Genomic DNA, 20,857 nt, shown 5'->3' on the forward strand with positions numbered 1-20,857 from the left:
GGAAGGGAAAAAGTATGAGAAATTACAATAGTTTTGAATCGATTACGATCCGTTTGGCATCACCCGAACGGATCAAAGAGTGGTCTTTTGGGGAAGTTAAAAAACCGGAAACGATCAACTACCGTACCCTAAAGCCGGAACGAGATGGTCTTTTCTGCGAAAAAATCTTCGGAACCACTAAGGATTGGGAATGTTACTGCGGTAAATTCAAATCCATCCGTTATAAGGGAGTGGTTTGCGACAAATGTGGGGTTGAGGTAACTCACTCCAAAGTGCGTCGGGAAAGAATGGGCCATATTGAACTTGCGGCCCCAGTATCTCACATTTGGTACTACCGTTCGGTTCCGTCACGTATGGGACTTCTTTTGGATATGACCATCAACCAACTCAAAAGTGTTCTTTACTTTGAGAAGTATGTGATCATTGATCCTGCTGATTCCGGAAGGAACAGAGGGGAGCTTATCGATGAAGATGAATACCATAATTATTTAGATGAATATGGGGATAAGTTTATCGCAGGGATCGGTGGGGACGCCATCAAAGAACTTCTCGCACGCATTGATGTAGATGCAGAAGCTCGGGTGATTCGCCAAAAAATCCAAGATAAAAATAAAATCTCCGACAAACGTATTTTTAAACGCCTAGAAGTTTTGGAAGCGTTCCGGGATTCCGGAAACCGTCCAGAATGGATGGTGCTTGATGTAGTTCCTGTGATTCCACCAGAACTACGTCCGATGGTCCAACTCGAGGGGGGACGTTTTGCCACTTCCGACCTGAACGATTTGTATCGTCGTGTGATCAACAGAAACAATCGATTAAAACGCCTTCTTGCATTAAAAGCTCCTGAGATTATCGTACGTAACGAAAAACGTATGTTACAGGAAGCAGTAGATGCACTTTTCGATAACAGCCGTCGCAAACGAACTGTAAAAGGAAAAGGAAATAGACCACTAAAATCGATTTCCGATATGCTCAAAGGAAAACAAGGCCGGTTCCGCCAAAACCTACTCGGTAAACGGGTGGATTATTCTGGTCGTTCCGTAATTGTAGTCGGTCCTGAACTCAAATACCACCAAATGGGTCTTCCTAAAAAAATGGCTTTGGAACTATTCAAACCATTTATTATGAAACGCCTTGTGGATTTGGAACTAGCACCAAACATCAAATCGGCGAAGAAAAAAATCGAAGCGGAAGACAAAGAAGTTTTTGATGTATTGGAAACAGTTGTTAAAGAACACCCTGTACTACTCAACCGAGCTCCGACTCTTCACAGACTCGGAATCCAAGCATTTTTACCAGTCCTTGTAGAAGGAAAAGCAATCAAACTCCACCCACTCGTATGTCATGCGTTTAACGCCGACTTCGACGGGGACCAAATGGCAATCCACGTTCCACTAGCTCCAAAAGCACAGTTGGAAACTTGGATGCTCATGTTATCACCACATAACATTTTGAACCCTGCCAATGGACAACCGATCTGCGGACCAACACAAGATATCGTTCTTGGTATTTATTACCTCACATCTGAAGTGAAAGACGGAAAGGGTGAAGGAAAATTCTTTACCGGACTCGAAGAAGTGATGTATGCAATTGAAACGAAAACCGTTGAAATTCGCTCCAAAATCTCTGTTCTCCATGAAGGAAAGATCATCGAAACCACACCAGGAAGATTAATTTTCAACCAAGTGATGCCAAAAGGGTATGTGTATATCAACAGAACCCTCGGTGACAAAGAAACAAACAAAATCATTGCCGACGTATACGAGAAGTTTGGGCCAGGAATCACAGTTGTGATGCTTGATGAAATCAAACGACTTGGTTACCGTTATGCGACTGTATTTGCTCCTACAATTTCTATTGATGACATCCGCGTTTCTCCTCAAAAAGAGGGCCTCGTGAACGATGCCAACAAAGAAGTAGAAAAAGCGGATATGGAGTACCGTAAAGGTATCATCACCAACGAAGAACGCCGTAAAAAAGTAATCGAGATTTGGACCAAAACCAATGACCGGATTACGGACGGGATGTTTAAGGAATTGGAAAAAGACCAAGGTGGGTTCAACCCTGTATTCGTGATGGCAGCATCCGGTGCTCGTGGTTCCAAACAACAGATTCGTCAGCTCGCAGGGATGCGGGGACTTATGGCGAAACCGTCTGGGGAAATCATTGAACTTGCGATTCGTTCCAACTTCCGGGAAGGTCTCGGGGTATTAGAATTTTTTATCTCTACACATGGTGCGAGAAAGGGTCTTGCAGATACGGCATTAAAAACTGCCGATGCAGGTTACCTCACTCGTCGTCTAGTGGACATCTCTCAGGACGTCATTGTCTCCGAAGATGATTGTGGAACTAAGGCAAACATCACTCTTGGAATCGTAAAAGAAGGGGAGAACGTGATTGTTTCCCTAGGTGACCGCGTATTCGGCCGTTATACGGCAGAAGATTTAGTGGATCCAGTTTCTGAAAAAGTCGTATTCCCGAAAGACACTCTCATCACAAGAGCAATCGGCCAACAGATCGAAAATCTTGGTTATGATAAAATCAAAGTAAGATCTCCACTCACTTGCCGGTCTCGTCACGGGATCTGTACTAAGTGTTACGGTATGGACATGGCTCGCCTTGTTCCTGCGGAGATTGGGGAAGCAGTGGGAACCATTGCGGCACAATCCATTGGGCAACCAGGAACCCAGCTTACGATGAGAACTTTCCACGTAGGTGGTGCGGCTTCTGCGACCATTCAAGAAAAAGAACATAAAGTTCCATATCGTTCCCTTGTAAAATCCATTAACGGACGTCTTGTGACGAATGCGAATGGTGCGAAGGTATTTGCTCGTCGCGGAACCATCATCGTCAATCGTCTGATCCAAGAATTCAATACCGATTCACTTTCCAGTGTTCGGATTGTGGATGGACAACGATTGGAGAAAGGGGAAGTATTCGCGACTCAGGTGGGTGAATCCACAGAACAACGAATCACTTCTGACCAAGCGGGAACGGTTTCCCTTGTGGGAACCACACTCCGAATTTTAGGGGATGACTTTGTCCTTCCTGTAAAAATCGGAACCATCCTTCGCACAGAAGAAGGCCAAATCGTAGAAGAGAACAAGGCACTGGCTGAGTTTGACCCATACAACGAAGTAGCGGTTTCTGAAACTGCAGGAACCATTGTTTGGGAAGATTTGGAAATTGGTAAAAACGTTCGCCGTGATGTGGATCCAAAAACATCCAATATCATTTTAAAAGTTGTGGAACAAAAGAAAGATCGTTTAGTTCCGAAAGTAGTCGTTGGTTCTGACGGATACTCGGTCCCAGTCGATGCACTCCTCCAATTCCAAAATGGAGACAAAGTGCGGGAAGGGGATGTCATCTTCAAGATTCCATCGGTTGCAGAAAAAACACGAGATATCACTGGTGGTCTTCCAAGGGTAGATGAACTTTTCGAAGCTCGTCGTCCAAAAGATGCCTGCACACTCGCAGAAATCGATGGAAAGATCGAAGACAAAGGGGAAATCGTTAAAGAAAAACGAATTCTATATATCATTCCAGAAACGGCAGAACTCGAAAAAGTAAAAGTAGCAATCCCGATCGGAAAACAAATCCGTGTGCGCCAAGGGGACTTTGTGAAACGCGGAGACCAGTTGGATGAAGGAAACTTTGACCCGCACGATATCCTAACGATCAAAGGGCCAAATGCTCTTCACGAATATCTTGTTTCTGAGGTTCAGGAAGTTTACCGTCTGCAAGGGGTTCATATCAACGATAAACATATCGAAGTAGTGGTCCGCCAAATGCTTCGTAAGGTGATCATCACTGATAGTGGAGACACATCGTTTGTAAACCAACAACAAGTAGATAAATTCCTTTTTGACGAAGAAAACGATCGCGTAGAAAAAGAAGGGGGATCTCCGGCACAAGGAACTCCTGTCCTTCTTGGTCTCACAAAAGCATCCCTTAACACTGAGTCTTATTTCTCAGCAGCGTCTTTCCAAGAAACCACAAAGGTTCTAACCGATGCGGCCATCAAAGGAAAAACAGACAATTTAGTGGGTCTTAAAGAGAACGTAATCATCGGTCACATGATCCCTGCGGGAACTGGTATGAAAAAATATCGTGACATCGAAGTTTTCAAGGAAATGCCTGGGGACTTAGATTGGGATATTGAAACGGAAGAAGAGGAAGAAGAAGTTTCTGAACTTTCCGAAGCAACACCAGTTTCTGCTGCCACTCTGACTCGACTCGTTGCCGAAGAGGATGAGGATGAGGATGAATTGGAAGAAGAAGCAGAGGAAGCGGAAGAAGACGACGAGGATTAAATCCGAATCTTTTGTCTCTAGAGACTTTTTAAAGAGTTTCTAGGGACAAAATCATGTTTTCGTTTACAAAATGTCCCTGTCTGGAATTTTGGACGAAAACGTCATTATTTTTTTAAAGACAGAGAAGTAGAAGAAGGAATCGAATGCCTACAATTAACCAACTCATCCGAATCGGAAGAGAAGACCAAAAGAAAAGAACTAAATCTCCTGCCCTAAAAGCATGCCCACAAAGACGTGGAGTTTGCACACGGGTAATGACTTTTACGCCAAAAAAACCGAACTCTGCTCTTAGAAAAGTAGCCAGGGTTCGCCTCACTACTGGAATTGAAGTTACTGCTTACATTCCTGGTGAAGGACACAACCTCCAAGAACACAACGTGGTTCTTATCCGTGGGGGAAGGGTAAAAGATTTACCTGGGGTTCGTTATCATATCATTCGTGGAACACTGGATACACTCGGTGTAGACAAACGTCGTAAAGGACGTTCTAAATACGGCGCTAAGCGTCCTAAGGCTTAATCGGAGTTAAGGTATGTCAAGAAGAAGAGGAAAAGTTGAACCACGCCATATCGAAGGCGATCCTAAATACAATGACAAAGTGATTTCTAAGTTTATCAACTGTCTGATGGTAGATGGTAAAAAAAGTGTCGCGGAAGCCGTGTTCTACGATGCTTTAGAAGTGATTGCGAAAAAAACTGGCCAAGACCCTTTTGCTGTTTTCCAAGAAGCTTTGGAAAATGCAAAACCACAAGTGGAAGTAAAATCCCGACGAGTGGGTGGTGTGACTTACCAAGTTCCGATCGAAGTTCGTCCAGAAAGACGACTTGCCCTCGGAATCAGATGGCTTATTAAATACAGCCGTGGTAGAAACGAAAAATCTATGAAGAATAAATTGGCTGCAGAGTTTATGGAAGCCCAAAAAGGCACTGGATCTGCAATCAAGAAGAAAGAAGATATCAGAAAGATGGCAGACGCCAACAAGGCATTCTCGCACTACCGCTGGTAATTTCAAACATTCGATTCCAAACATTAATAAGCCAGGTGATCTACCTGGCTTTTTTATTTTCTCGTGATCTGCTCAAAAATTTATGAAATACAGAACTGTTGGAATATTCGCTCATATTGACTCAGGGAAAACAACCCTCACCGAACGAATATTATTCGAAGCAGGGAAAATTTCTGCCGTTGGTTCTATCGAAGACGGAAATACGGAATCCGATAGCTTGCAGGAAGAGATCGAGCGGGGGATTTCCATCCGCACGACTTTCCATTCCATTCCTTGGAAAACCACCTTTGGTGAATTCCAAATCCAATTAGTAGATACACCGGGCCATATCGATTTTCGAAACCAAGTCACTGATCTTTTGCCAGCTATGGAAACAGCGATTGTTGTTTTGGAGGCGGGAACTGTAGTTCAGTCTCAGGCACGGCTTGTGATGGAGGAACTCCTTTTGGCAAAGGTTCCTATGATATTTTTTATCAATAAACTAGACCGATTCAGTGACGAGTATTTAGACACACTAGTCTCTTTGGAAGAAATTCTAAAAGGGGCTCCCGTTTCTCTTTTTCAAAAAAACGAATCAGGCAAACTCGAATACTATCTAAGGGAACCATCCGCATTTCCCAAATCTGTCAAAGAAGAACTCATCTCCTGGAGTGATGATCTCATGATCTCTTCATGGAATGACCCTTCTGGCCAAACGGATTTTTCGATGATAGGACTCCGCTCAGGTCCTGGGGAAGGAAAACTCTACCCGGTTTATGGTGGTTCCGCTAAAACAGGAGAAGGGGTGAGAGAACTTCTGGATTTAGTGCTTTGGACTGAAGCAAAAATACCGGAGAAAGTAGATGTGGTCCCTCTCCTAGTTCTCTCTCGAAGGACAGATGAAGAAGCGGGGCGGTATTCCGTGGTTTATCCGATTACCGATACAACCACAGAGCAATTGAATTCTCTCGCAAAAAGCCACCATCCATCAAAAGATTCCGTTGCGAACCAATCCTACTTTTCCTTTTTAGATCCAGAATCCTTAGAGCCGGTATCCCATTTGATTCAGGGCAAACTTGTCTACATAAAGGACCATCCAAGTCTCCTTTCCTTCCCTGGTCAGAGTTTGCGATTGCGAACAAGTGAGGCGTACTCAAAGGAACTAACCCCTGTAGAAAGAATTCCCAGTCCATTTTCCATTGTTCTGGAGCCGGAACAATCCAGTGATAAAGAGTTTTGGTTATGTCGCTTGGAGGAATTGGTCTGGGAAGATCCTGGATACCAACTCACTGACAAGGAAGATACCGGACAATTGGTACTCCTTGGACGAGGAGAACTCCATTTGGAGATCGGAATCCGAAGAATTCGAGAAAGAACTGAAAAAAAACTCAATTTCAGTTCGATAAACATTGCCAAATTAGAGCTTCTAAAAAAAATGTCTCATAAGGTTGCCCTAGAGCATCGTGCCTTTGAAGACCAAAAGTCAAGCGGCGCGCTCATCGCAGTCCTGGAAGATACTGCCGACTTTTCGAAGCATATTGCCTTCGAGGTAAGTCTTCCAGAAGAAGTAAAAAATTCGATAGAAACGTCCTTTCTGGAAGCCTGCTTACATGGGTTTTACGGTGAGGAAGTTGCCGGTCTCAAATTTCGTGTCCTCTCGTATGAGATGCCGAAAGGAGATCTGCAAGTCACTTTAATGTTACTAAAAGTAGCGATACTTGCGGGCATAAAGGAATTGTTTCCATCCAACACATACTTGGTCGGACCCCTCACGGAAGTAGATGTGATGGTGGACGCAGACCACTTAGGTGTAGTTCTTTCTGATCTAAGTCGCAGAAATGCCAAGGTGGAATCCATCTGGGAAGCTGTGGCAGGGAAGAGTCACTTAAAAGCCAATGCACCGGCCCAAAACCTGCTTGGCTTTTCAGGGGCTCTTAGAAACATGACCAAAGGGATTGGCATTTCTTGGGAAAGGACTGCTTTTACCTCTGAATTTTATGCAGTTTTAAAGGAGTAAAGAACCGAGGATCGGGTCTTGCACCACGATTGAGGAGTAGATTCTAACAATGGCTAAAGAAAAATTTGACCGTTCAAAACCACACTTAAACATCGGAACAATTGGTCACGTTGACCACGGTAAAACAACACTAACAGCAGCGATCACAACGACGCTTGCGAAATTAGTGGGTGGAAAAAACAAAGCGATTGCATACGACCAAATCGACAACGCGCCCGAAGAAAAGGCTCGTGGGATTACTATTGCAACGTCTCACCAGGAATATGAAACTCCTAACCGTCACTACGCACACGTAGATTGCCCGGGACACGCGGACTATGTAAAAAACATGATTACTGGTGCTGCTCAGATGGATGCTGCGATTCTCGTAGTATCTGCAACTGACGGTGCTATGCCACAAACTAAAGAACATATCCTTCTTGCTCGCCAAGTAGGGGTTCCTTACATCGTGGTTTACCTAAACAAAGCGGACATGCTTGCTGCTGATGAAAGAGACGATATGGTGGAGATGGTTAAAGAGGAAATCAAAGACCTTCTTAACAAATACAACTTCCCTGGTGATAAAACACCTTTCATCTCTGGTTCTGCATTAAAAGCTCTCGAAGGTGAAGATTCTGACCTAGGTATGAAATCCATTATTAAACTAATGGAAGCAGTTGATACTTACGTTCCAAACCCTACACGTATTGTTGATAAACCTTTCCTAATGCCAGTTGAGGACGTATTCTCAATCACTGGTCGTGGAACTGTGGCAACTGGTCGTGTGGAGCAAGGTGTTCTTAAGATCAACGACGAGATCGAGATTGTTGGTATTCGTGATACTACAAAATCAGTGGTTACTGGTATTGAAATGTTCCGTAAACTACTCGATCAAGCAGAAGCTGGAGACAACATTGGTGCTCTTCTTCGCGGAACTAAAAAAGAAGACATCGAAAGAGGTCAAGTTCTGGCGAAACCGGGTACTATTACTCCACACAGAAAGTTTAAAGCGGAAGTTTACGTTCTTACAAAAGACGAAGGTGGACGTCATACTCCATTCTTTAACAACTACCGTCCTCAATTCTATTTCAGAACTACAGACATCACTGGTGTTTGTAACCTTCCTGGTGGAATGGAGATGGTTATGCCGGGAGATAACGTTACGATGTCTATCGAACTTATCCACCCGATCGCCATGGACCAAGGTTTGAAGTTCGCTATCCGTGAGGGTGGAAGAACAATTGGTTCTGGTGTTGTTGCGGAGATCGTCGAGTAATACAATGGCTGGACAAAGAATTCGCGTTAAGTTAAAAGCTTTCGATCATCGGTTGATTGACCAATCAACCTTTGAGATCGTTGCGACTGCGAAGAGGACCGGGGCTACTGTCTCCGGTCCAATCCCGCTTCCAACGAAAAAAGAAATCTACACGGTATTACGTTCTCCGCACGTGAATAAAAAAGCTAGAGAACAATTTGAAATGAGAACTCACAAGAGACTCATCGATATTTTAAATACGAATGAAGATACGGTAGAAGCCCTGATGAAGCTTCAACTCCCTGCTGGAGTTTCCGTAGATATTAAATCCTAAGGATAGGATCCATGGCTAAAGGTTTAATCGGCGAAAAATTGGGCATGGCCCACATATTCAATAACGAAGGTAAAATGGTTACTGTAACTGTTTTACGCGTGGGTCCTTGTTTTGTGTCCCAGGTAAAAACATCTGCGAATGACGGTTATGAAGCCGTTCAACTAGCATTTGGTGATGCCAAGGAAAAACACATGACTAAGGCCGAAGTGGGACACATTAAAAAAGCAAATATTGCGGCTCCTAAAAAAACTCTGATTGAATTCAAAGGTTTTGAAGATGTAGCGGTGGGTGCAGAACTCAAACTTGCAGATGTGTTTGCTTTGAACGACACGGTAAAAGTGACAGGAACTTCTAAGGGTAAGGGAACGCAAGGTGTTGTAAAACGTCATGGTTTCGCCGGTGGTCCTGCGGGTCACGGTTCCAGATTCCAAAGACACCCGGGTTCCATTGGTTCTAACACAACTCCTGGACGAGTGTTCAAGGGTTTGAAGATGGGTGGAAGGATGGGTTCTGAACAGAGCACTGTTCGTAACTTGAAAGTAGTAAAAATTGATGCAGATTCCAACTTGGTATTTGTGTCCGGTGCGGTTCCAGGAAGAGAACGCGGTATCGTTACGATAGAAAAAATCGGATAAATAGATAGGTAGAACATGAAAGCGCGTAAATACAATAAAGAAGGCGTATTCGTAAGCGAAGTGGAACTTCCGGCAGAACTTTTTGCTACCGGCATTTCGCTTGGAGCCATCTATGATGCGGTAAAAGCTGAAAATGCGAACAATAGACAAGGAACACATTCTACTAAGGATCGTTCTGAAGTTCGCGGTGGGGGAATCAAACCTTGGGCTCAAAAAGGGACTGGTCGCGCACGACAAGGATCCATTAGAGCGCCTCATTTCGTTGGTGGTGGTATCATACATGGACCAAAACCAAGAGATTATTCCTCTAACCTGTCACGCAGCGTTAAGAAAAAGGCTGTTCTCTCTATCCTTAACAAAAAGGCAGAAGAAAACAGAATCGCGATCATAGAAGACGTAGAACCTTCTTCTTACTCTACAAAATCCATCTTCAATATTTTGAAAAACATGGAAATTGCAGAGAAGGGTAACGTGGGTTTTGTGGTAGCTGGTGAAAACCAATTCCTCAAAAAATCCACTCGCAATATAGAGAACCTCAAATATGTGAACAGCAAACGAGTCGTTTGCCGAGACATCCTCTATAATAACAATTTAGTAATCTCTGAAAGCGCTTTAAAAGAGCTTCAGGCACAGTATTCTAAGAAAGGATAAGACAGTGAACCTAGAGAATGTAATCTTATCACCGGTTGTTACAGAAAAGTCGCAAGACCTTCAAACCATCGGAGAACGTATGGGAAAAAGAACAGTCAAGTATACGTTCAAAGTCCACCCGGATGCGAACAAAACTTTGATCAAACAGGCTCTGAAACAAATGTATAACGTTGTTCCAACAAATGTAAACGTAGCCGTTTACCGTGGGAAAATGAAACGTTTTAGAAACATGCCGTCGCCAAGACCTCATTACAAAAAAGCTGTAGTGACGTTTGCTGACGGAGCAAATTTGGATTTTGCTAAGGTTTAATTATGGGAATTAGAAAACTTAAACCCACTACGCAATCTAGCCGCTTCTACTCGGTTCTAGATTTTAAAGAAATCACAGAAGTGGTTCCTTACAAACCGCTCACGGCAAACGTTTCTTACAAAGCGGGTCGTGACAATAAGGGGCGAATTGCTGTTAGACGGAAAGGTGGACGTAACAAAAGAAAGTTCCGGATCATCGATTTCAAACGCAATAAATTTGGAATTCCTGCGACTGTAAAAACAATCGAGTATGATCCAAACCGTTCTGCGTTTATAGCACTTATTTGTTATGCTGATGGTGAATACCGTTACATTTTAGCTCCTAACGGACTGAAAGTAGGGGACAAAATTGAATCAGGCCCAACTGCGGAGATCAAACTAGGGAATACACTTCCTTTAGATAAAATCCCTGCTGGAACAAACGTTCACAATATTGAACTTCATATCGGAAAAGGCGGTCAAATCGCTCGCACAGCAGGATCTTTCGCTGTGATCTCCGCAAAAGATGGTGACTATGTATCTCTCAAACTTCCTTCTTCGGAAATCCGGAAGGTTCGTAAAGAGTGTTTAGCAACGATCGGAGAACTTTCCAATAAAGACCACAACTTGGTCATCATTGGAAAAGCGGGACGTAACCGATGGTTAGGAAAAAGACCGAAAGTAAGAGGGGTCGTTATGAACCCTGTGGACCACCCACTCGGTGGTGGTGAAGGTAGAACTTCCGGAGGTCGTCACCCAGTGACTCCTTGGGGTAAACCTACGAAGGGATTTAAAACACGTAAGACGAGACCGTCTGACCGTTTTATCGTCCAAAGACGTAAGAAAAACAGGAATAGGTAGGATCTAGATAATCATGGCTAGAAGCTTAAAAAAAGGTCCGTTTATTGACGACCACCTCATGAAAAAAATAACCAAGTTAAACTCCGAAGGGAAAAAAACTCCCTTTAAGTCTTGGTCCAGAAGAAGTACCATTTATCCAGACATGATCGGTCATACCGTAATGATTCATAATGGCAAAGCGTTTGTTCCTGTTTATGTAAACGAAAACATGATCGGTCACAAACTCGGTGAATTTGCTCCCACTAGAACCTTCAAAGGCCATGGTGGAGACAAAAAAGTAACGAAGAAATAGGTAGAGAGATGGAAGCAAAAGCAGTAGGAAAACACCTCAGAATTTCTGCCAGAAAAGCTCGCCTGGTTGCTGATGAAGTTCGTGGATACGATTACAAGGAAGCCATTGATATCTTGCGTTTTACAAATAAAGCAGCAAGTTCCATGATCATCAACCTTTTGAACTCGGCAGTGGCGAACGCTGTCCAAATGAACGAAAGTTTGGACCCAAGTTCACTTTACGTGAAAAAAATCTATGTGGATGACGGCCCTATCATGAAACGATTCCGCCCAAGAGCACGAGGTCGTGCTTCTAGGATTCGTAAACGTTTGAGTCACATCACTGTTGTAGTATCTGAAATCGAAAAGAAGGTTAGTTAATTTATGGGTCAGAAAGTAAATCCAATCGGACTACGAATCGGAATCACACGTAACTGGGATTCAATTTGGTATTCCAAGCAAGATTACATTAAAAATCTTCACGAAGATATCAAGATCCGTAGATTCCTTCAGAAGAAATTCAAAAATGCATCCGTTGTTAAGATCATAATCGAAAGATTCCCTGAAAAAATCAACGTGAACCTCCATACTTCTAAACCAGGTATGGTGATTGGTCAAAAAGGCCAAAACATCGAAGCGGTAAAACAAGAACTTAAAAAATTCGCTGATAAACCGATTGGGATGAACATCATCGAAGTGAAAAAACCAGAAATCATTGCGCAAGCAATTGCAGAAACGGTAGCTCTTCAAATCGAACAAAGGATGCCATTTCGTCGCGTAATGAAAGCGGAACTTCGTCGTGCGATGCGCGGTGGAGTCGAAGGTGTTAAAATCCAAATCTCCGGACGACTGAACGGAGCCGATATGGCAAGAACAGAAAAGTATATGGAAGGACGAGTTCCTCTTCATACTCTTCGTGCCAAAATTGACTTTGGATTCAAAGAAGCCCTCACGACTTTCGGCCAAATCGGTGTGAAAGTATGGACTTATACAGGTGACTACTTCCCGACTAGTAAGGAAGAGACCGATGAAGACAAATACGCTGTAAAACGTAGAACGAGTTAAGAAGTACTAAAGAGATACGATAATGTTAGCACCTAAACGAGTAAAATTTAGAAAACGCCAAAGAGGGCGCTTGAAAGGTAAGGACGAAAGAGGTTCTTACGTTGCGTTCGGAGAGTATGGTTTAAAAGCTATTTCTTCCGGTCGTATCACAGCGCGTCAAATCGAAGCTGCAAGGATTACTATCAACCGCCAAGTGAAACGAGGTGGAAAATTGTGGATCCGTATCTTCCCTCATCTTCCGATCACTAAAAAACCTGCCGAAACTCGTATGGGTAAAGGTAAAGGTAACCCAGAATTCTGGATTGCAGAAATCCGTCCGGGCCGCGTTCTTTTTGAAATGGCGGGTATTGATGAAGAAACAGCAAGAAAAGCTCTTCATTTGGCGGCTTTCAAACTGCCAGTAGAAACTTCATTTGTTAAGAGGAACGTTCTATGAAAGACGATTTTAAATCACTTTCGCCAGAAGATTTGAAAAAAGAAATTCTCTCCTCTTCTGAAGAAGTTAGAAAAGCAAGATTCCAATTTGGTGTTACAAGATCTCTTGAGAACCCAAAAGTAATCCGCAATCATAAGAAGAGAATTGCCCAGGCACTGACTGTCCTTCGCGAGAAGGAATTAACTGCAAAAGGCAAACTCAAACAAATCGCACCAAAGGCTGGTTCCGCTCCGAAAGCTGCCAAAACTAGCAAAGGTAAGAAGAAGTAGGTTATGGAAGATAAAAACTCTAAAAAGTCTTTAACCATTCAGGGTGTAGTTGTGAGCGATGCTATGGATAAAACCGTAGTGATCGAAATCATCACAAGAAAAGTGCACCCACGGTTTAAGAAAATTATGACCAGAACTTCCCGCGTGAAAATTCACGATGAGAAGAACGAGTGTCAAGTTGGTGATCGAGTCATCGCTGTGGAAACAAGACCACTTTCTAAACAGAAACACCATAAACTTGTAAAGGTAATTGAGAAGGCTAAATTAGTATGATTCAACAAGAAACTATTTTACAAGTAGCCGATAACTCGGGTGTGAAAAAAGTCATGTGCGTGAAAGTGCTTGGCGGTTCCAAAAAACGCTACGCAACGCTTGGTGACGAAATCATCGTCGCTGTTAAGGAAGCACAACCTGCCTACGGTCTTCGTGACGGGCAAGGAAAAAAAGTGCATAACAAAGCGGTTCAAAGAGCAGTTGTTGTGAGAACGAAAAAAGAAGTTCGTCGTCCGGACGGAACTTACATTCGTTTCGATGACAATGCCGTTGCCATCATTGATGACAAAGGGAATCCCAAAGGAACCAGGATCTTCGGACCTGTTGCCCGTGAACTTCGCGATAAAAAATACATGAAAATTATATCTCTCGCTCCGGAGGTTCTCTAGAATGGCAGCTAAATTAGCATATAGAGGCTCCGAGCCCACTAAATTCAAAAAAACGAAAATCAAAAAGGACGATGAAGTACTTGTGATTTCCGGAAAAGAAAAAGGGAAAAAAGGGAAAGTTCTAGCAATCGACAAACGCAAAGATCGCGTTTATATCGAAGGTGTGAACAAAAGAAAAAGATTCGTAAGACCTACCCAAGAGAACCCTCAGGGTGGTGCGATCGAAATCGAATTCCCAATCCATATTTCCAATGTGATGTTTCACGACACAAAAGCAGAGAACAAAGCGAAGCCAAAGAAGAAAATTAAGGCTGTACGCTTGGGATTTGTCAAGAAGGATGGTAAATCCGTCCGAGTGACTCGACCTGAAGGGAAAGAAGTATAAGTTATGGTACCTAGGCTTAAATCAAAATACGAGAAGGAAATCCGTCCTACACTCCAAAAGTCACTCGGCTTTCAAAGTGTAATGCGAGTTCCCAAACTAGAAAAAATCGTGATTAACGTTGGTATGGGCGAAGCTCACACAAACCCAAAAGCGATGGAAGCTTGTTTGTTAGAAATTGGTCAAATTACAGGCCAAAGACCGGTAAAAACTTTCGCTAAGAAGTCCATTGCGGGTTTCAAAGTGAGAGAGGGTATGGTGCTTGGTTGCAAAGTTACCCTCCGTGGTCATCATATGTATGAGTTCCTTGACAGATTCATTAACGTGGCTCTTCCACGGGTTCGTGACTTTCGCGGTGTAAACCCCAAAGGTTTCGATGGTCGAGGTAATTACAATCTGTCCGTAAGAGAACAGATCATCTTCCCTGAGATTCATTTTGATAAAATCAATACGATCTATGGGATCAATATCACTTTCGTAACGAACACGGAAGTGGACAAAGAAGCGTTCGAATTATTCCAAGCCTTCGGTATGCCTTACCGAGCGGCAGGTAAGTAGGAGATTATTCATGGCGAAAAAATCAATGATGGAACGCCACGCCAAAGAGCAAAAATTCAAAGTGAGAGAGTACAATCGTTGCCCTCTTTGTGGTCGATCACGCGCTTATTTGCGCCGCTTTGATATGTGTCGTCTTTGCTTCCGGGACCTTGCTAGCAAGGCTCAGATCCCCGGTGTGAAAAAGTCCTCCTGGTAATTAGGTTAAGGTAAGATATGAGTCTTTCAGATCCAATCGCAGATATGCTAACAAGAATCAGAAACGCACAACAAGCTAAACATGAGCTTTGTGTGATTCCTGGTAGCAAAATCAAAAAATCCATCCTAGATCTTCTTAAAGAAGAAGGTTTTGTAGATGATGTCCAAACAGTAAAAAATGGAAGTTTTGATGACTTCCAAGTGAAATTAAAATACGACACGGAAAAGAAACCGGTAATTCGGATGATCGAGAGAGTATCCACTCCTGGTCGTCGAGTTTACATCCAATCTGGTGAAATCCGTCCGTTCCGAAATAACATCGGAACCCTCATCCTTTCGACTTCGAAAGGTGTGATGACTGGGAAACGTGCTCGCAAACTCAGAGTAGGAGGGGAAGTTCTCTGTAAGGTATTCTAGAGAACGATAACACCATGTCTCGAGTTGGAAAAAGTATAATCAAATTGCCTGCAAAGGTAGAAGTCAAAGCAGAAGCTGAGGCCCTAACAATTAAAGGGCCTTTAGGGGAACTAAAAACTCCGCTTTACGAAGGTGTCAGCGCAAATGTTGAAAACGGCGAATTGGTGTTTACCCGAAAAAGTGAAGACCAAAAGACTGTGGCTCTCCACGGTCTCGTTCGTTCTCTTGCGATGAACTGCGTAAAAGGTGTCACTACTGGTTGGGAAAAAAACTTGGAAATCACTGGGGTTGGTTATCGTGCACAAAAACGCGGTAAAGATCTAGTGATGGCTCTTGGTTACTCTCACGAAGTGGTTTTCCCTGAACCTACAGGTATCAAAATTGATGTCGCAGATCAGCTAAAAATCAAAGTATCGGGAATTGACCGACAACTGGTTGGACAAGTTGCGGCTGACATTCGTTCTAAAAGACCTCCTGAACCCTACAAAGGGAAAGGGATCAAATACCAGAACGAATACATCCGTAGAAAGGCCGGAAAGACCGGTAAGAAGTAGAACGTCATGATCAACAAGACAGCTAAAAATACGAAAAGATTGAGACGAGCGGAACGAGTTCGATACAAACTCCGCTCTACATCGGAAAGACCTCGGTTGGTTTTCAATAAAACAAACCGTTACCTCACCGCACAAATCATTGATGACGCGAAGGGTGTAACTCTTGTTTATGCAACAACTCTTGAGAAGGATTTTCCAAAACATGAAAATTCTAAGAAGAGTAAATCGGCTGCAACCGAACTCGGTAAAGTAGTCGCTGATAAGGCGAAAAAAGCAGGAGTTTCCCAAGTGGTTCTCGACCGTTCTGGTATGGTTTACCATGGAAGGATCGCCGCTTTTGCTGATTCTGCCCGCGAAGGTGGATTGGAGTTCTAAATGATGTTAGAAGAAGAAACAAAAGAATTTACTGAGAAGGTCGTAAAAATCGACCGAGTTGCCAAAGTAGTGAAGGGGGGACGTCGTTTCTCCTTCAACGCACTTTCCGTTGTCGGCGACTCTAAAGGAAAAGTAGGAATTGGATTTGGAAAGGCGAATGAAGTTCCAGATGCAATCCGAAAGTCCATTGAATCGGCAAAAAAGAATTTAAAATCCATTCACTATATCGGTCATACCGTTCCTCACGATGTTGTGGGACAGTTCAAATCCGCTCGAGTGATTTTGAAGCCAGCATCTCCGGGAACGGGGATCATCGCCGGAGCTTCTGTTCGTTCCGTATTGGAAAGAGCAGGAATCCAAGATGTTTTGACAAAGTCATGGGGTTCTTCAAACCCGATGAACATTGTAAAAGCGACTATGGATGCATTACAACAGTTGGAAACACCGTCCATGGCGGTGAAACGACGTGGTGTTAGCCTCAAACACTTGTTTGGGCAAGATCTATAAGAAGGAATCTGACTATGGAAGACGTGATCGTAACGCAAGAAAAAAGTTCTATTGGTATCATTCCGATACACAAAAAAACCTTAATTGCACTCGGCCTTAAAAAGAAAGGTCAATCCAAAAAACACAAAATGACTCCCCAGTTAAAAGGGATGTTACGACAAGTAGGTTACTTGTTGAAAGTGGAAAAGGTATAATCGTATGGCTCAAGACAGAATTGAACAAGGACGTGGATTTGGTGCAAAGCGCCCGAAAAAATCCACATCTCTAGGAAACAAAAACTTGGTTCCCGTTCCGGAAGGTGCAACCACCTCTCCTAAACGTGTGGGTCAAGGTCCAGGATCCGGGATGGGAAAAACTTCCACTCGTGGTTCCAAAGGACAAAGAGCTCGTGCATCTTCTATGAAACGTGGTTTCGAAGGTGGACAGATGCCTCTCCACAAACGTTTGCCAAAACGCGGTTTTACAAATATTTTCTCTGTGGAGTTCCAACCAGTGAACTTGATCTCTTTATCTAAAGCAGGTCTTTCTGGGGAAGTAACTCCCGCGATTCTCAAAGCAAAAAGTTTGATAAAGTCCGAAGTAGGACCAATTAAACTTTTGGGAACTGGAGAAGTGACTGCTGCCATCACCATTACGGTAGATGCTTTTTCTGCCTCTGCAAAAGAGAAAATTGAAAAAGCGGGTGGAAAAGTCATCATTAGAGAAAAGAAAAAAGAAGAGAAAAAAAACTAGATAACCTATGTTTCAAACCATCGCTAACATCTTTCGAATCCCGGAATTAAGATCTAAAATCCTATTTACGATCGGTATGTTGTTACTTTTTAGAATGGGAACTCACGTGACCATTCCTGGTATCAACAGCCTTATTGTTACGGGCATTACTGCCGATCCGAGTGAAGGTTTCCTCGGAATGGTAGATTTGTTTGCCGGTGGTGCTCTTCTCAAGTTCTCTATTTTTGCACTTGGAATTATGCCTTATATTTCTTCCTCCATCATCATGCAACTAGTCATGGTTCTCATTCCTAGTTTGCAAAAAATGCAAAAGGAAGGAGAAGAGGGTAGAAAAAAAATCCAACAGTACACGAAGTACGGAACGCTCATCCTTTGTGCGATCCAGTCCCTTGCCGTGATCCAATTGGCAAATTCTTGGTCTACTGGATCGGGAACGGCACAAGCAAAGTATCCGGGTCTCATCAATCCATCCGTAGAAGGTTACTTTTTACCCATAGCGATGTTATCCATCACTACGGGAACAGTGCTTCTCATTTGGCTTGGGGAACAAATTACGGAACGCGGAATTGGTAACGGGATCTCTCTCATTATCTTTGCGGGGATTATTGGACGTATGCCAGAAGCACTCATCGCAATGTTTACTTCTGACACTTCAGATGCTCTAAGCATTCTCATTCTTATCATTATCTTTATTGTTCTTATTTCCTTGACTGTGATTTTAACCCAAGGGGTTCGCCGGGTTCCACTTAATTACGGAAAACAAATGGTGGGTCGTAAGATGGTTCAGGCTCGTAGCCAATCCATCCCTTTTAAAGTCAACAGTGCGAACGTAATGCCAATAATCTTTGCATCCTCACTCATTTTATTCCCACAAACAATTGTTCAGTGGTTATCGTCTAAGGGTGGTCAGTGGGCAGGTTGGGCAGTGATTATGGACTATTTTAACCCATTCTCTCAAATTTGGTATCACGCCCTTTTTTATTATGTGATTTATACATCTCTAATCATTTTCTTTGCGTATTTTTATACAGCGATTCAGTTCAATCCACAGGAACTTGCTGATAACCTGAAAAAATACGGTGGGTTCATTCCAGGAGTTCGTCCCGGAAGCCAAACCAAAGATATGATCGAGAAAATTCTGAATCGAATCACCCTTCCGGGTGCTCTTTTCCTTGCAGGTCTTGCTCTTGCTCCGTATCTCATCATTAAGTTCTTAAACCTCGGTTCGAACACCGGTGGCGGAACTTTGGTGTATACATTCGGAGGAACTTCGCTCCTGATTATGGTGGGTGTGGCACTCGAAACCTTAAAACAAATCGAAGCCCAACTCCTGATGAGAAACTACGAAGGTTTCATGAAGAAGACTAAAATCAAGGGAAGAGTGTAACGAATGAAGAGACTCATTTTTATGGGGCCCCCAGGTGCTGGAAAAGGGACCCAAGCTGACATCATCAAAGAGAAATACCAAATCCCGCAGATCTCAACTGGAGACATTCTCCGTGCTGCCGTAAAAAACGGAACCCCTATGGGGATTGAAGCAAAAAAATATATGGACGCTGGAGACCTTGTTCCAGATGCTGTCGTTATAGGCATAATTCGCGACCGTTTGGTCGAATCTGATTGTGCGAATGGATTCATTCTGGATGGATTTCCTAGGACGGTGGAGCAAGCAAAGGCTCTCTCGGAAATCCTCAAAGAGCTCCACATGGAGCTCGACTCCGTTGTCAACCTAGACGTTCCTGACGAAGAACTCGTCAAACGGTTGCTAGGTAGAGCGATCAAAGAAGGACGCTCGGATGACAACGAAGAGACCATCAAAAACCGTCTGCATACTTACAACACCAAGACGTTGCCCCTGATAGACTTTTATAAAGGCTCTGGGATCCTTCGGCAAATCAATGGTTTGGGAAGTATGGAAGAAATCACTAACACTATTTTAAAATCGATCTAGTAGGAGATAGACCCTGGCTAAGGAAGAAGCAATCACCATCGACGGAACCGTTTTAGAACCGTTACCGAATGCCATGTTCCGTGTGGAACTGGAGAACGGTCATAAAGTTCTAGCACACATTTCGGGAAAAATGCGTATGCATTATATCCGTATATTACCCGGCGATAAGGTTACTGTAGAACTTTCTCCTTATGACTTAACCAAGGGTCGCATCACTTACAGAAAGAAATAGGGAACTACAATGAAAGTTAGATCATCAGTTAAAAAAATCTGTCCAGAATGCAAAGTCATTCGCAGAAAAGGTGTAATCCGAGTGATTTGCACGAACCCAAAACACAAACAAAGGCAAAGATAGAAAGATATGGCACGTATCGCGGGTGTTGATTTACCATCAAACAAAAGAATAGTGATCGGTCTTACATACGTATTTGGTATTGGTAAGACATCCTCTCAAAGTATCCTGAAAAAAGCAGGAATTGACGAATCTATCAGGGTGAAGGACCTTTCGGACGAACAAGAAGCCGCGATCCGTAGAGTCATTGAAGAATCATACCAGGTAGAAGGGGATCTTCGTTCTGAAGTTAACCTAAACATCAAACGATTGATGGACGTAGGTTGTTACAGAGGTTTCCGTCATAGACGAGGACTTCCAGTCAACGGACAAAGAACAAGAACCAATGCTAGAACCCGTAAGGGTGTCAAGAAGACTGTTGCCAATAAGAAAAAGGCACCAGGTAAATAGAGGACTGATCCATGGCTGAAAAAGACGCTAAGAATAAAAAAGATACCAAAAAGGTTAAGAAAAAAGAAAAGAAGAATGTTCCACGAGGTAAGGTATACATCCAAGCTTCGTTTAACAATACGATTGTATCCATTACGGATATGGTTGGGAATGTTCTTTCTTGGTCTTCTTCTGGGATGATGGGATTTCGTGGATCCAAAAAATCCACTCCCTATGCGGCGCAGGTAGCTGCTACTAACGCTGCCGAAAAAGCAATTGAAGCTTCTGGTCTTTCCGAAGTTGATGTGATGGTTTCTGGTCCAGGAATTGGACGAGAATCTGCTATCCGATCTTTAACTACGAAAGGGCTTGCAATCAAACTCATTAAAGACGTAACTCCGCTCCCTCACAATGGGTGCCGACCACGAAAAAGAAGAAGGGTGTAG

The 20,857-nt window shown here is 43.2% G+C and carries 32 protein-coding genes; all 32 read left to right on the forward strand.

Annotated features, from left to right (window positions below; all coding sequences use genetic code 11):
• Positions 1 to 14 precede the first annotated feature (14 nt).
• The 32 genes from rpoC (at position 15) to rpsK (ending at position 20,857) form a co-directional block, all read left to right on the forward strand.
• Complete coding sequence (gene rpoC, locus JWG40_RS08450; RefSeq protein ID WP_205285392.1) at positions 15 to 4,313, forward strand: DNA-directed RNA polymerase subunit beta'; 4,299 nt, start codon at positions 15 to 17, stop codon at positions 4,311 to 4,313.
• A 143-nt stretch (positions 4,314 to 4,456) separates the two neighbouring features.
• On the forward strand, positions 4,457 to 4,831 hold the full coding sequence (rpsL, locus tag JWG40_RS08455; protein WP_004783543.1) for a 30S ribosomal protein S12: 375 nt from the start codon (positions 4,457 to 4,459) through the stop codon (positions 4,829 to 4,831).
• A 13-nt stretch (positions 4,832 to 4,844) separates the two neighbouring features.
• Positions 4,845 to 5,318, forward strand: coding sequence for a 30S ribosomal protein S7 (gene rpsG, locus JWG40_RS08460; RefSeq protein WP_015678186.1), 474 nt, complete (start codon positions 4,845 to 4,847; stop codon positions 5,316 to 5,318).
• An 82-nt stretch (positions 5,319 to 5,400) separates the two neighbouring features.
• Positions 5,401 to 7,314, forward strand: coding sequence for an elongation factor G-like protein (locus JWG40_RS08465; RefSeq protein ID WP_205285393.1), 1,914 nt, complete (start codon positions 5,401 to 5,403; stop codon positions 7,312 to 7,314).
• A 49-nt stretch (positions 7,315 to 7,363) separates the two neighbouring features.
• Positions 7,364 to 8,569 carry an elongation factor Tu gene (tuf, locus tag JWG40_RS08470; protein ID WP_015679831.1) on the forward strand — a complete coding sequence of 402 codons (1,206 nt, stop codon included), beginning with the start codon at positions 7,364 to 7,366 and terminating at the stop codon, positions 8,567 to 8,569.
• A gap of 4 nt (positions 8,570 to 8,573) precedes the next feature.
• Entirely contained in the window at positions 8,574 to 8,882 is a 309-nt protein-coding gene (gene rpsJ / locus JWG40_RS08475; protein WP_002974412.1) for a 30S ribosomal protein S10, read from the forward strand.
• 11 nt (positions 8,883 to 8,893) lie between these two features.
• On the forward strand, positions 8,894 to 9,517 hold the full coding sequence (gene rplC / locus JWG40_RS08480; protein ID WP_205285394.1) for a 50S ribosomal protein L3: 624 nt from the start codon (positions 8,894 to 8,896) through the stop codon (positions 9,515 to 9,517).
• 15 nt (positions 9,518 to 9,532) lie between these two features.
• The gene (gene rplD, locus JWG40_RS08485; protein WP_002983252.1) at positions 9,533 to 10,168 is read left to right on the forward strand and encodes a 50S ribosomal protein L4; all 636 of its coding nucleotides are present in this window, start codon (positions 9,533 to 9,535) and stop codon (positions 10,166 to 10,168) included.
• Positions 10,169 to 10,172: 4 nt separating this feature from the next.
• Positions 10,173 to 10,478 (forward strand): 50S ribosomal protein L23, encoded by a 306-nt coding sequence (locus JWG40_RS08490; protein ID WP_100790764.1) that lies wholly within the window; start codon positions 10,173 to 10,175, stop codon positions 10,476 to 10,478.
• Positions 10,479 to 10,480: 2 nt separating this feature from the next.
• Positions 10,481 to 11,317 (forward strand): 50S ribosomal protein L2, encoded by an 837-nt coding sequence (rplB, locus tag JWG40_RS08495; protein ID WP_205285395.1) that lies wholly within the window; start codon positions 10,481 to 10,483, stop codon positions 11,315 to 11,317.
• Between the two features lie 13 nt (positions 11,318 to 11,330).
• Complete coding sequence (gene rpsS, locus JWG40_RS08500; protein WP_205285396.1) at positions 11,331 to 11,609, forward strand: 30S ribosomal protein S19; 279 nt, start codon at positions 11,331 to 11,333, stop codon at positions 11,607 to 11,609.
• A gap of 8 nt (positions 11,610 to 11,617) precedes the next feature.
• The gene (rplV, locus tag JWG40_RS08505) at positions 11,618 to 11,968 is read left to right on the forward strand and encodes a 50S ribosomal protein L22 (protein ID WP_004783773.1); all 351 of its coding nucleotides are present in this window, start codon (positions 11,618 to 11,620) and stop codon (positions 11,966 to 11,968) included.
• Between the two features lie 3 nt (positions 11,969 to 11,971).
• On the forward strand, positions 11,972 to 12,652 hold the full coding sequence (gene rpsC, locus JWG40_RS08510; RefSeq protein WP_205285397.1) for a 30S ribosomal protein S3: 681 nt from the start codon (positions 11,972 to 11,974) through the stop codon (positions 12,650 to 12,652).
• Positions 12,653 to 12,674: 22 nt separating this feature from the next.
• Positions 12,675 to 13,088: a 50S ribosomal protein L16 gene (gene rplP, locus JWG40_RS08515; protein WP_002974545.1), complete on the forward strand. Its 414-nt coding sequence runs from the start codon at positions 12,675 to 12,677 to the stop codon at positions 13,086 to 13,088.
• On the forward strand, positions 13,085 to 13,357 hold the full coding sequence (gene rpmC, locus JWG40_RS08520) for a 50S ribosomal protein L29 (RefSeq protein WP_205285398.1): 273 nt from the start codon (positions 13,085 to 13,087) through the stop codon (positions 13,355 to 13,357). The genes rplP and rpmC overlap by 4 nt, the downstream gene beginning before the upstream one ends.
• A gap of 3 nt (positions 13,358 to 13,360) precedes the next feature.
• Positions 13,361 to 13,630, forward strand: coding sequence for a 30S ribosomal protein S17 (gene rpsQ, locus JWG40_RS08525; RefSeq protein ID WP_012388932.1), 270 nt, complete (start codon positions 13,361 to 13,363; stop codon positions 13,628 to 13,630).
• A complete protein-coding gene (gene rplN, locus JWG40_RS08530) occupies positions 13,627 to 14,019 on the forward strand; it encodes a 50S ribosomal protein L14 (RefSeq protein WP_002974152.1) in 393 nt (130 codons plus the stop codon). Before rpsQ ends, rplN begins: the two co-directional genes overlap by 4 nt.
• Position 14,020: 1 nt before the next feature.
• Positions 14,021 to 14,404, forward strand: coding sequence for a 50S ribosomal protein L24 (gene rplX / locus JWG40_RS08535; RefSeq protein ID WP_205285399.1), 384 nt, complete (start codon positions 14,021 to 14,023; stop codon positions 14,402 to 14,404).
• Positions 14,405 to 14,407: 3 nt separating this feature from the next.
• Complete coding sequence (rplE, locus tag JWG40_RS08540) at positions 14,408 to 14,959, forward strand: 50S ribosomal protein L5 (protein WP_002982447.1); 552 nt, start codon at positions 14,408 to 14,410, stop codon at positions 14,957 to 14,959.
• A gap of 10 nt (positions 14,960 to 14,969) precedes the next feature.
• Positions 14,970 to 15,155, forward strand: a complete 186-nt coding sequence (locus JWG40_RS08545; RefSeq protein WP_012476296.1) for a type Z 30S ribosomal protein S14 — start codon at positions 14,970 to 14,972, stop codon at positions 15,153 to 15,155.
• 17 nt (positions 15,156 to 15,172) lie between these two features.
• Positions 15,173 to 15,571 carry a 30S ribosomal protein S8 gene (gene rpsH, locus JWG40_RS08550; protein WP_002973604.1) on the forward strand — a complete coding sequence of 133 codons (399 nt, stop codon included), beginning with the start codon at positions 15,173 to 15,175 and terminating at the stop codon, positions 15,569 to 15,571.
• 14 nt (positions 15,572 to 15,585) lie between these two features.
• Positions 15,586 to 16,125 (forward strand): 50S ribosomal protein L6, encoded by a 540-nt coding sequence (gene rplF, locus JWG40_RS08555; protein ID WP_002973724.1) that lies wholly within the window; start codon positions 15,586 to 15,588, stop codon positions 16,123 to 16,125.
• 6 nt (positions 16,126 to 16,131) lie between these two features.
• Positions 16,132 to 16,500 (forward strand): 50S ribosomal protein L18, encoded by a 369-nt coding sequence (gene rplR / locus JWG40_RS08560; RefSeq protein ID WP_039926661.1) that lies wholly within the window; start codon positions 16,132 to 16,134, stop codon positions 16,498 to 16,500.
• A 3-nt stretch (positions 16,501 to 16,503) separates the two neighbouring features.
• A complete protein-coding gene (rpsE, locus tag JWG40_RS08565; RefSeq protein ID WP_002973816.1) occupies positions 16,504 to 17,007 on the forward strand; it encodes a 30S ribosomal protein S5 in 504 nt (167 codons plus the stop codon).
• A gap of 14 nt (positions 17,008 to 17,021) precedes the next feature.
• Positions 17,022 to 17,201 carry a 50S ribosomal protein L30 gene (gene rpmD / locus JWG40_RS08570; protein ID WP_205285400.1) on the forward strand — a complete coding sequence of 60 codons (180 nt, stop codon included), beginning with the start codon at positions 17,022 to 17,024 and terminating at the stop codon, positions 17,199 to 17,201.
• Positions 17,202 to 17,205: 4 nt separating this feature from the next.
• The gene (gene rplO / locus JWG40_RS08575; protein WP_205285401.1) at positions 17,206 to 17,739 is read left to right on the forward strand and encodes a 50S ribosomal protein L15; all 534 of its coding nucleotides are present in this window, start codon (positions 17,206 to 17,208) and stop codon (positions 17,737 to 17,739) included.
• A gap of 7 nt (positions 17,740 to 17,746) precedes the next feature.
• Positions 17,747 to 19,126, forward strand: a complete 1,380-nt coding sequence (gene secY, locus JWG40_RS08580) for a preprotein translocase subunit SecY (RefSeq protein WP_002974039.1) — start codon at positions 17,747 to 17,749, stop codon at positions 19,124 to 19,126.
• A gap of 3 nt (positions 19,127 to 19,129) precedes the next feature.
• Complete coding sequence (locus tag JWG40_RS08585; RefSeq protein WP_002983181.1) at positions 19,130 to 19,690, forward strand: adenylate kinase; 561 nt, start codon at positions 19,130 to 19,132, stop codon at positions 19,688 to 19,690.
• 13 nt (positions 19,691 to 19,703) lie between these two features.
• Entirely contained in the window at positions 19,704 to 19,922 is a 219-nt protein-coding gene (gene infA / locus JWG40_RS08590) for a translation initiation factor IF-1 (RefSeq protein WP_012476295.1), read from the forward strand.
• A 9-nt stretch (positions 19,923 to 19,931) separates the two neighbouring features.
• Positions 19,932 to 20,045 (forward strand): 50S ribosomal protein L36, encoded by a 114-nt coding sequence (gene rpmJ, locus JWG40_RS08595; protein ID WP_002983148.1) that lies wholly within the window; start codon positions 19,932 to 19,934, stop codon positions 20,043 to 20,045.
• Positions 20,046 to 20,051: 6 nt separating this feature from the next.
• Positions 20,052 to 20,432 carry a 30S ribosomal protein S13 gene (rpsM, locus tag JWG40_RS08600; protein WP_002982948.1) on the forward strand — a complete coding sequence of 127 codons (381 nt, stop codon included), beginning with the start codon at positions 20,052 to 20,054 and terminating at the stop codon, positions 20,430 to 20,432.
• An 11-nt stretch (positions 20,433 to 20,443) separates the two neighbouring features.
• The gene (rpsK, locus tag JWG40_RS08605) at positions 20,444 to 20,857 is read left to right on the forward strand and encodes a 30S ribosomal protein S11 (protein WP_002974369.1); all 414 of its coding nucleotides are present in this window, start codon (positions 20,444 to 20,446) and stop codon (positions 20,855 to 20,857) included.

This window comes from Leptospira abararensis (genome assembly GCF_016918735.1).
Classification (GTDB): Bacteria; Spirochaetota; Leptospiria; order Leptospirales; family Leptospiraceae; genus Leptospira_A; species Leptospira_A abararensis.

Coding starts and splice junctions, on each gene's coding strand:
- rpoC (WP_205285392.1), top strand. CDS start 15: ATGAGAAATTACAATAGTTTTGAATCGATTACGATCCGTTTGGCATCA.
- rpsL (WP_004783543.1), top strand. CDS start 4,457: ATGCCTACAATTAACCAACTCATCCGAATCGGAAGAGAAGACCAAAAG.
- rpsG (WP_015678186.1), top strand. CDS start 4,845: ATGTCAAGAAGAAGAGGAAAAGTTGAACCACGCCATATCGAAGGCGAT.
- JWG40_RS08465 (WP_205285393.1), top strand. CDS start 5,401: ATGAAATACAGAACTGTTGGAATATTCGCTCATATTGACTCAGGGAAA.
- tuf (WP_015679831.1), top strand. CDS start 7,364: ATGGCTAAAGAAAAATTTGACCGTTCAAAACCACACTTAAACATCGGA.
- rpsJ (WP_002974412.1), top strand. CDS start 8,574: ATGGCTGGACAAAGAATTCGCGTTAAGTTAAAAGCTTTCGATCATCGG.
- rplC (WP_205285394.1), top strand. CDS start 8,894: ATGGCTAAAGGTTTAATCGGCGAAAAATTGGGCATGGCCCACATATTC.
- rplD (WP_002983252.1), top strand. CDS start 9,533: ATGAAAGCGCGTAAATACAATAAAGAAGGCGTATTCGTAAGCGAAGTG.
- rplB (WP_205285395.1), top strand. CDS start 10,481: ATGGGAATTAGAAAACTTAAACCCACTACGCAATCTAGCCGCTTCTAC.
- rpsS (WP_205285396.1), top strand. CDS start 11,331: ATGGCTAGAAGCTTAAAAAAAGGTCCGTTTATTGACGACCACCTCATG.
- rplV (WP_004783773.1), top strand. CDS start 11,618: ATGGAAGCAAAAGCAGTAGGAAAACACCTCAGAATTTCTGCCAGAAAA.
- rpsC (WP_205285397.1), top strand. CDS start 11,972: ATGGGTCAGAAAGTAAATCCAATCGGACTACGAATCGGAATCACACGT.
- rplP (WP_002974545.1), top strand. CDS start 12,675: ATGTTAGCACCTAAACGAGTAAAATTTAGAAAACGCCAAAGAGGGCGC.
- rpmC (WP_205285398.1), top strand. CDS start 13,085: ATGAAAGACGATTTTAAATCACTTTCGCCAGAAGATTTGAAAAAAGAA.
- rpsQ (WP_012388932.1), top strand. CDS start 13,361: ATGGAAGATAAAAACTCTAAAAAGTCTTTAACCATTCAGGGTGTAGTT.
- rplN (WP_002974152.1), top strand. CDS start 13,627: ATGATTCAACAAGAAACTATTTTACAAGTAGCCGATAACTCGGGTGTG.
- rplX (WP_205285399.1), top strand. CDS start 14,021: ATGGCAGCTAAATTAGCATATAGAGGCTCCGAGCCCACTAAATTCAAA.
- rplE (WP_002982447.1), top strand. CDS start 14,408: ATGGTACCTAGGCTTAAATCAAAATACGAGAAGGAAATCCGTCCTACA.
- JWG40_RS08545 (WP_012476296.1), top strand. CDS start 14,970: ATGGCGAAAAAATCAATGATGGAACGCCACGCCAAAGAGCAAAAATTC.
- rpsH (WP_002973604.1), top strand. CDS start 15,173: ATGAGTCTTTCAGATCCAATCGCAGATATGCTAACAAGAATCAGAAAC.
- rplF (WP_002973724.1), top strand. CDS start 15,586: ATGTCTCGAGTTGGAAAAAGTATAATCAAATTGCCTGCAAAGGTAGAA.
- rplR (WP_039926661.1), top strand. CDS start 16,132: ATGATCAACAAGACAGCTAAAAATACGAAAAGATTGAGACGAGCGGAA.
- rpsE (WP_002973816.1), top strand. CDS start 16,504: ATGTTAGAAGAAGAAACAAAAGAATTTACTGAGAAGGTCGTAAAAATC.
- rpmD (WP_205285400.1), top strand. CDS start 17,022: ATGGAAGACGTGATCGTAACGCAAGAAAAAAGTTCTATTGGTATCATT.
- rplO (WP_205285401.1), top strand. CDS start 17,206: ATGGCTCAAGACAGAATTGAACAAGGACGTGGATTTGGTGCAAAGCGC.
- secY (WP_002974039.1), top strand. CDS start 17,747: ATGTTTCAAACCATCGCTAACATCTTTCGAATCCCGGAATTAAGATCT.
- JWG40_RS08585 (WP_002983181.1), top strand. CDS start 19,130: ATGAAGAGACTCATTTTTATGGGGCCCCCAGGTGCTGGAAAAGGGACC.
- rpmJ (WP_002983148.1), top strand. CDS start 19,932: ATGAAAGTTAGATCATCAGTTAAAAAAATCTGTCCAGAATGCAAAGTC.
- rpsM (WP_002982948.1), top strand. CDS start 20,052: ATGGCACGTATCGCGGGTGTTGATTTACCATCAAACAAAAGAATAGTG.
- rpsK (WP_002974369.1), top strand. CDS start 20,444: ATGGCTGAAAAAGACGCTAAGAATAAAAAAGATACCAAAAAGGTTAAG.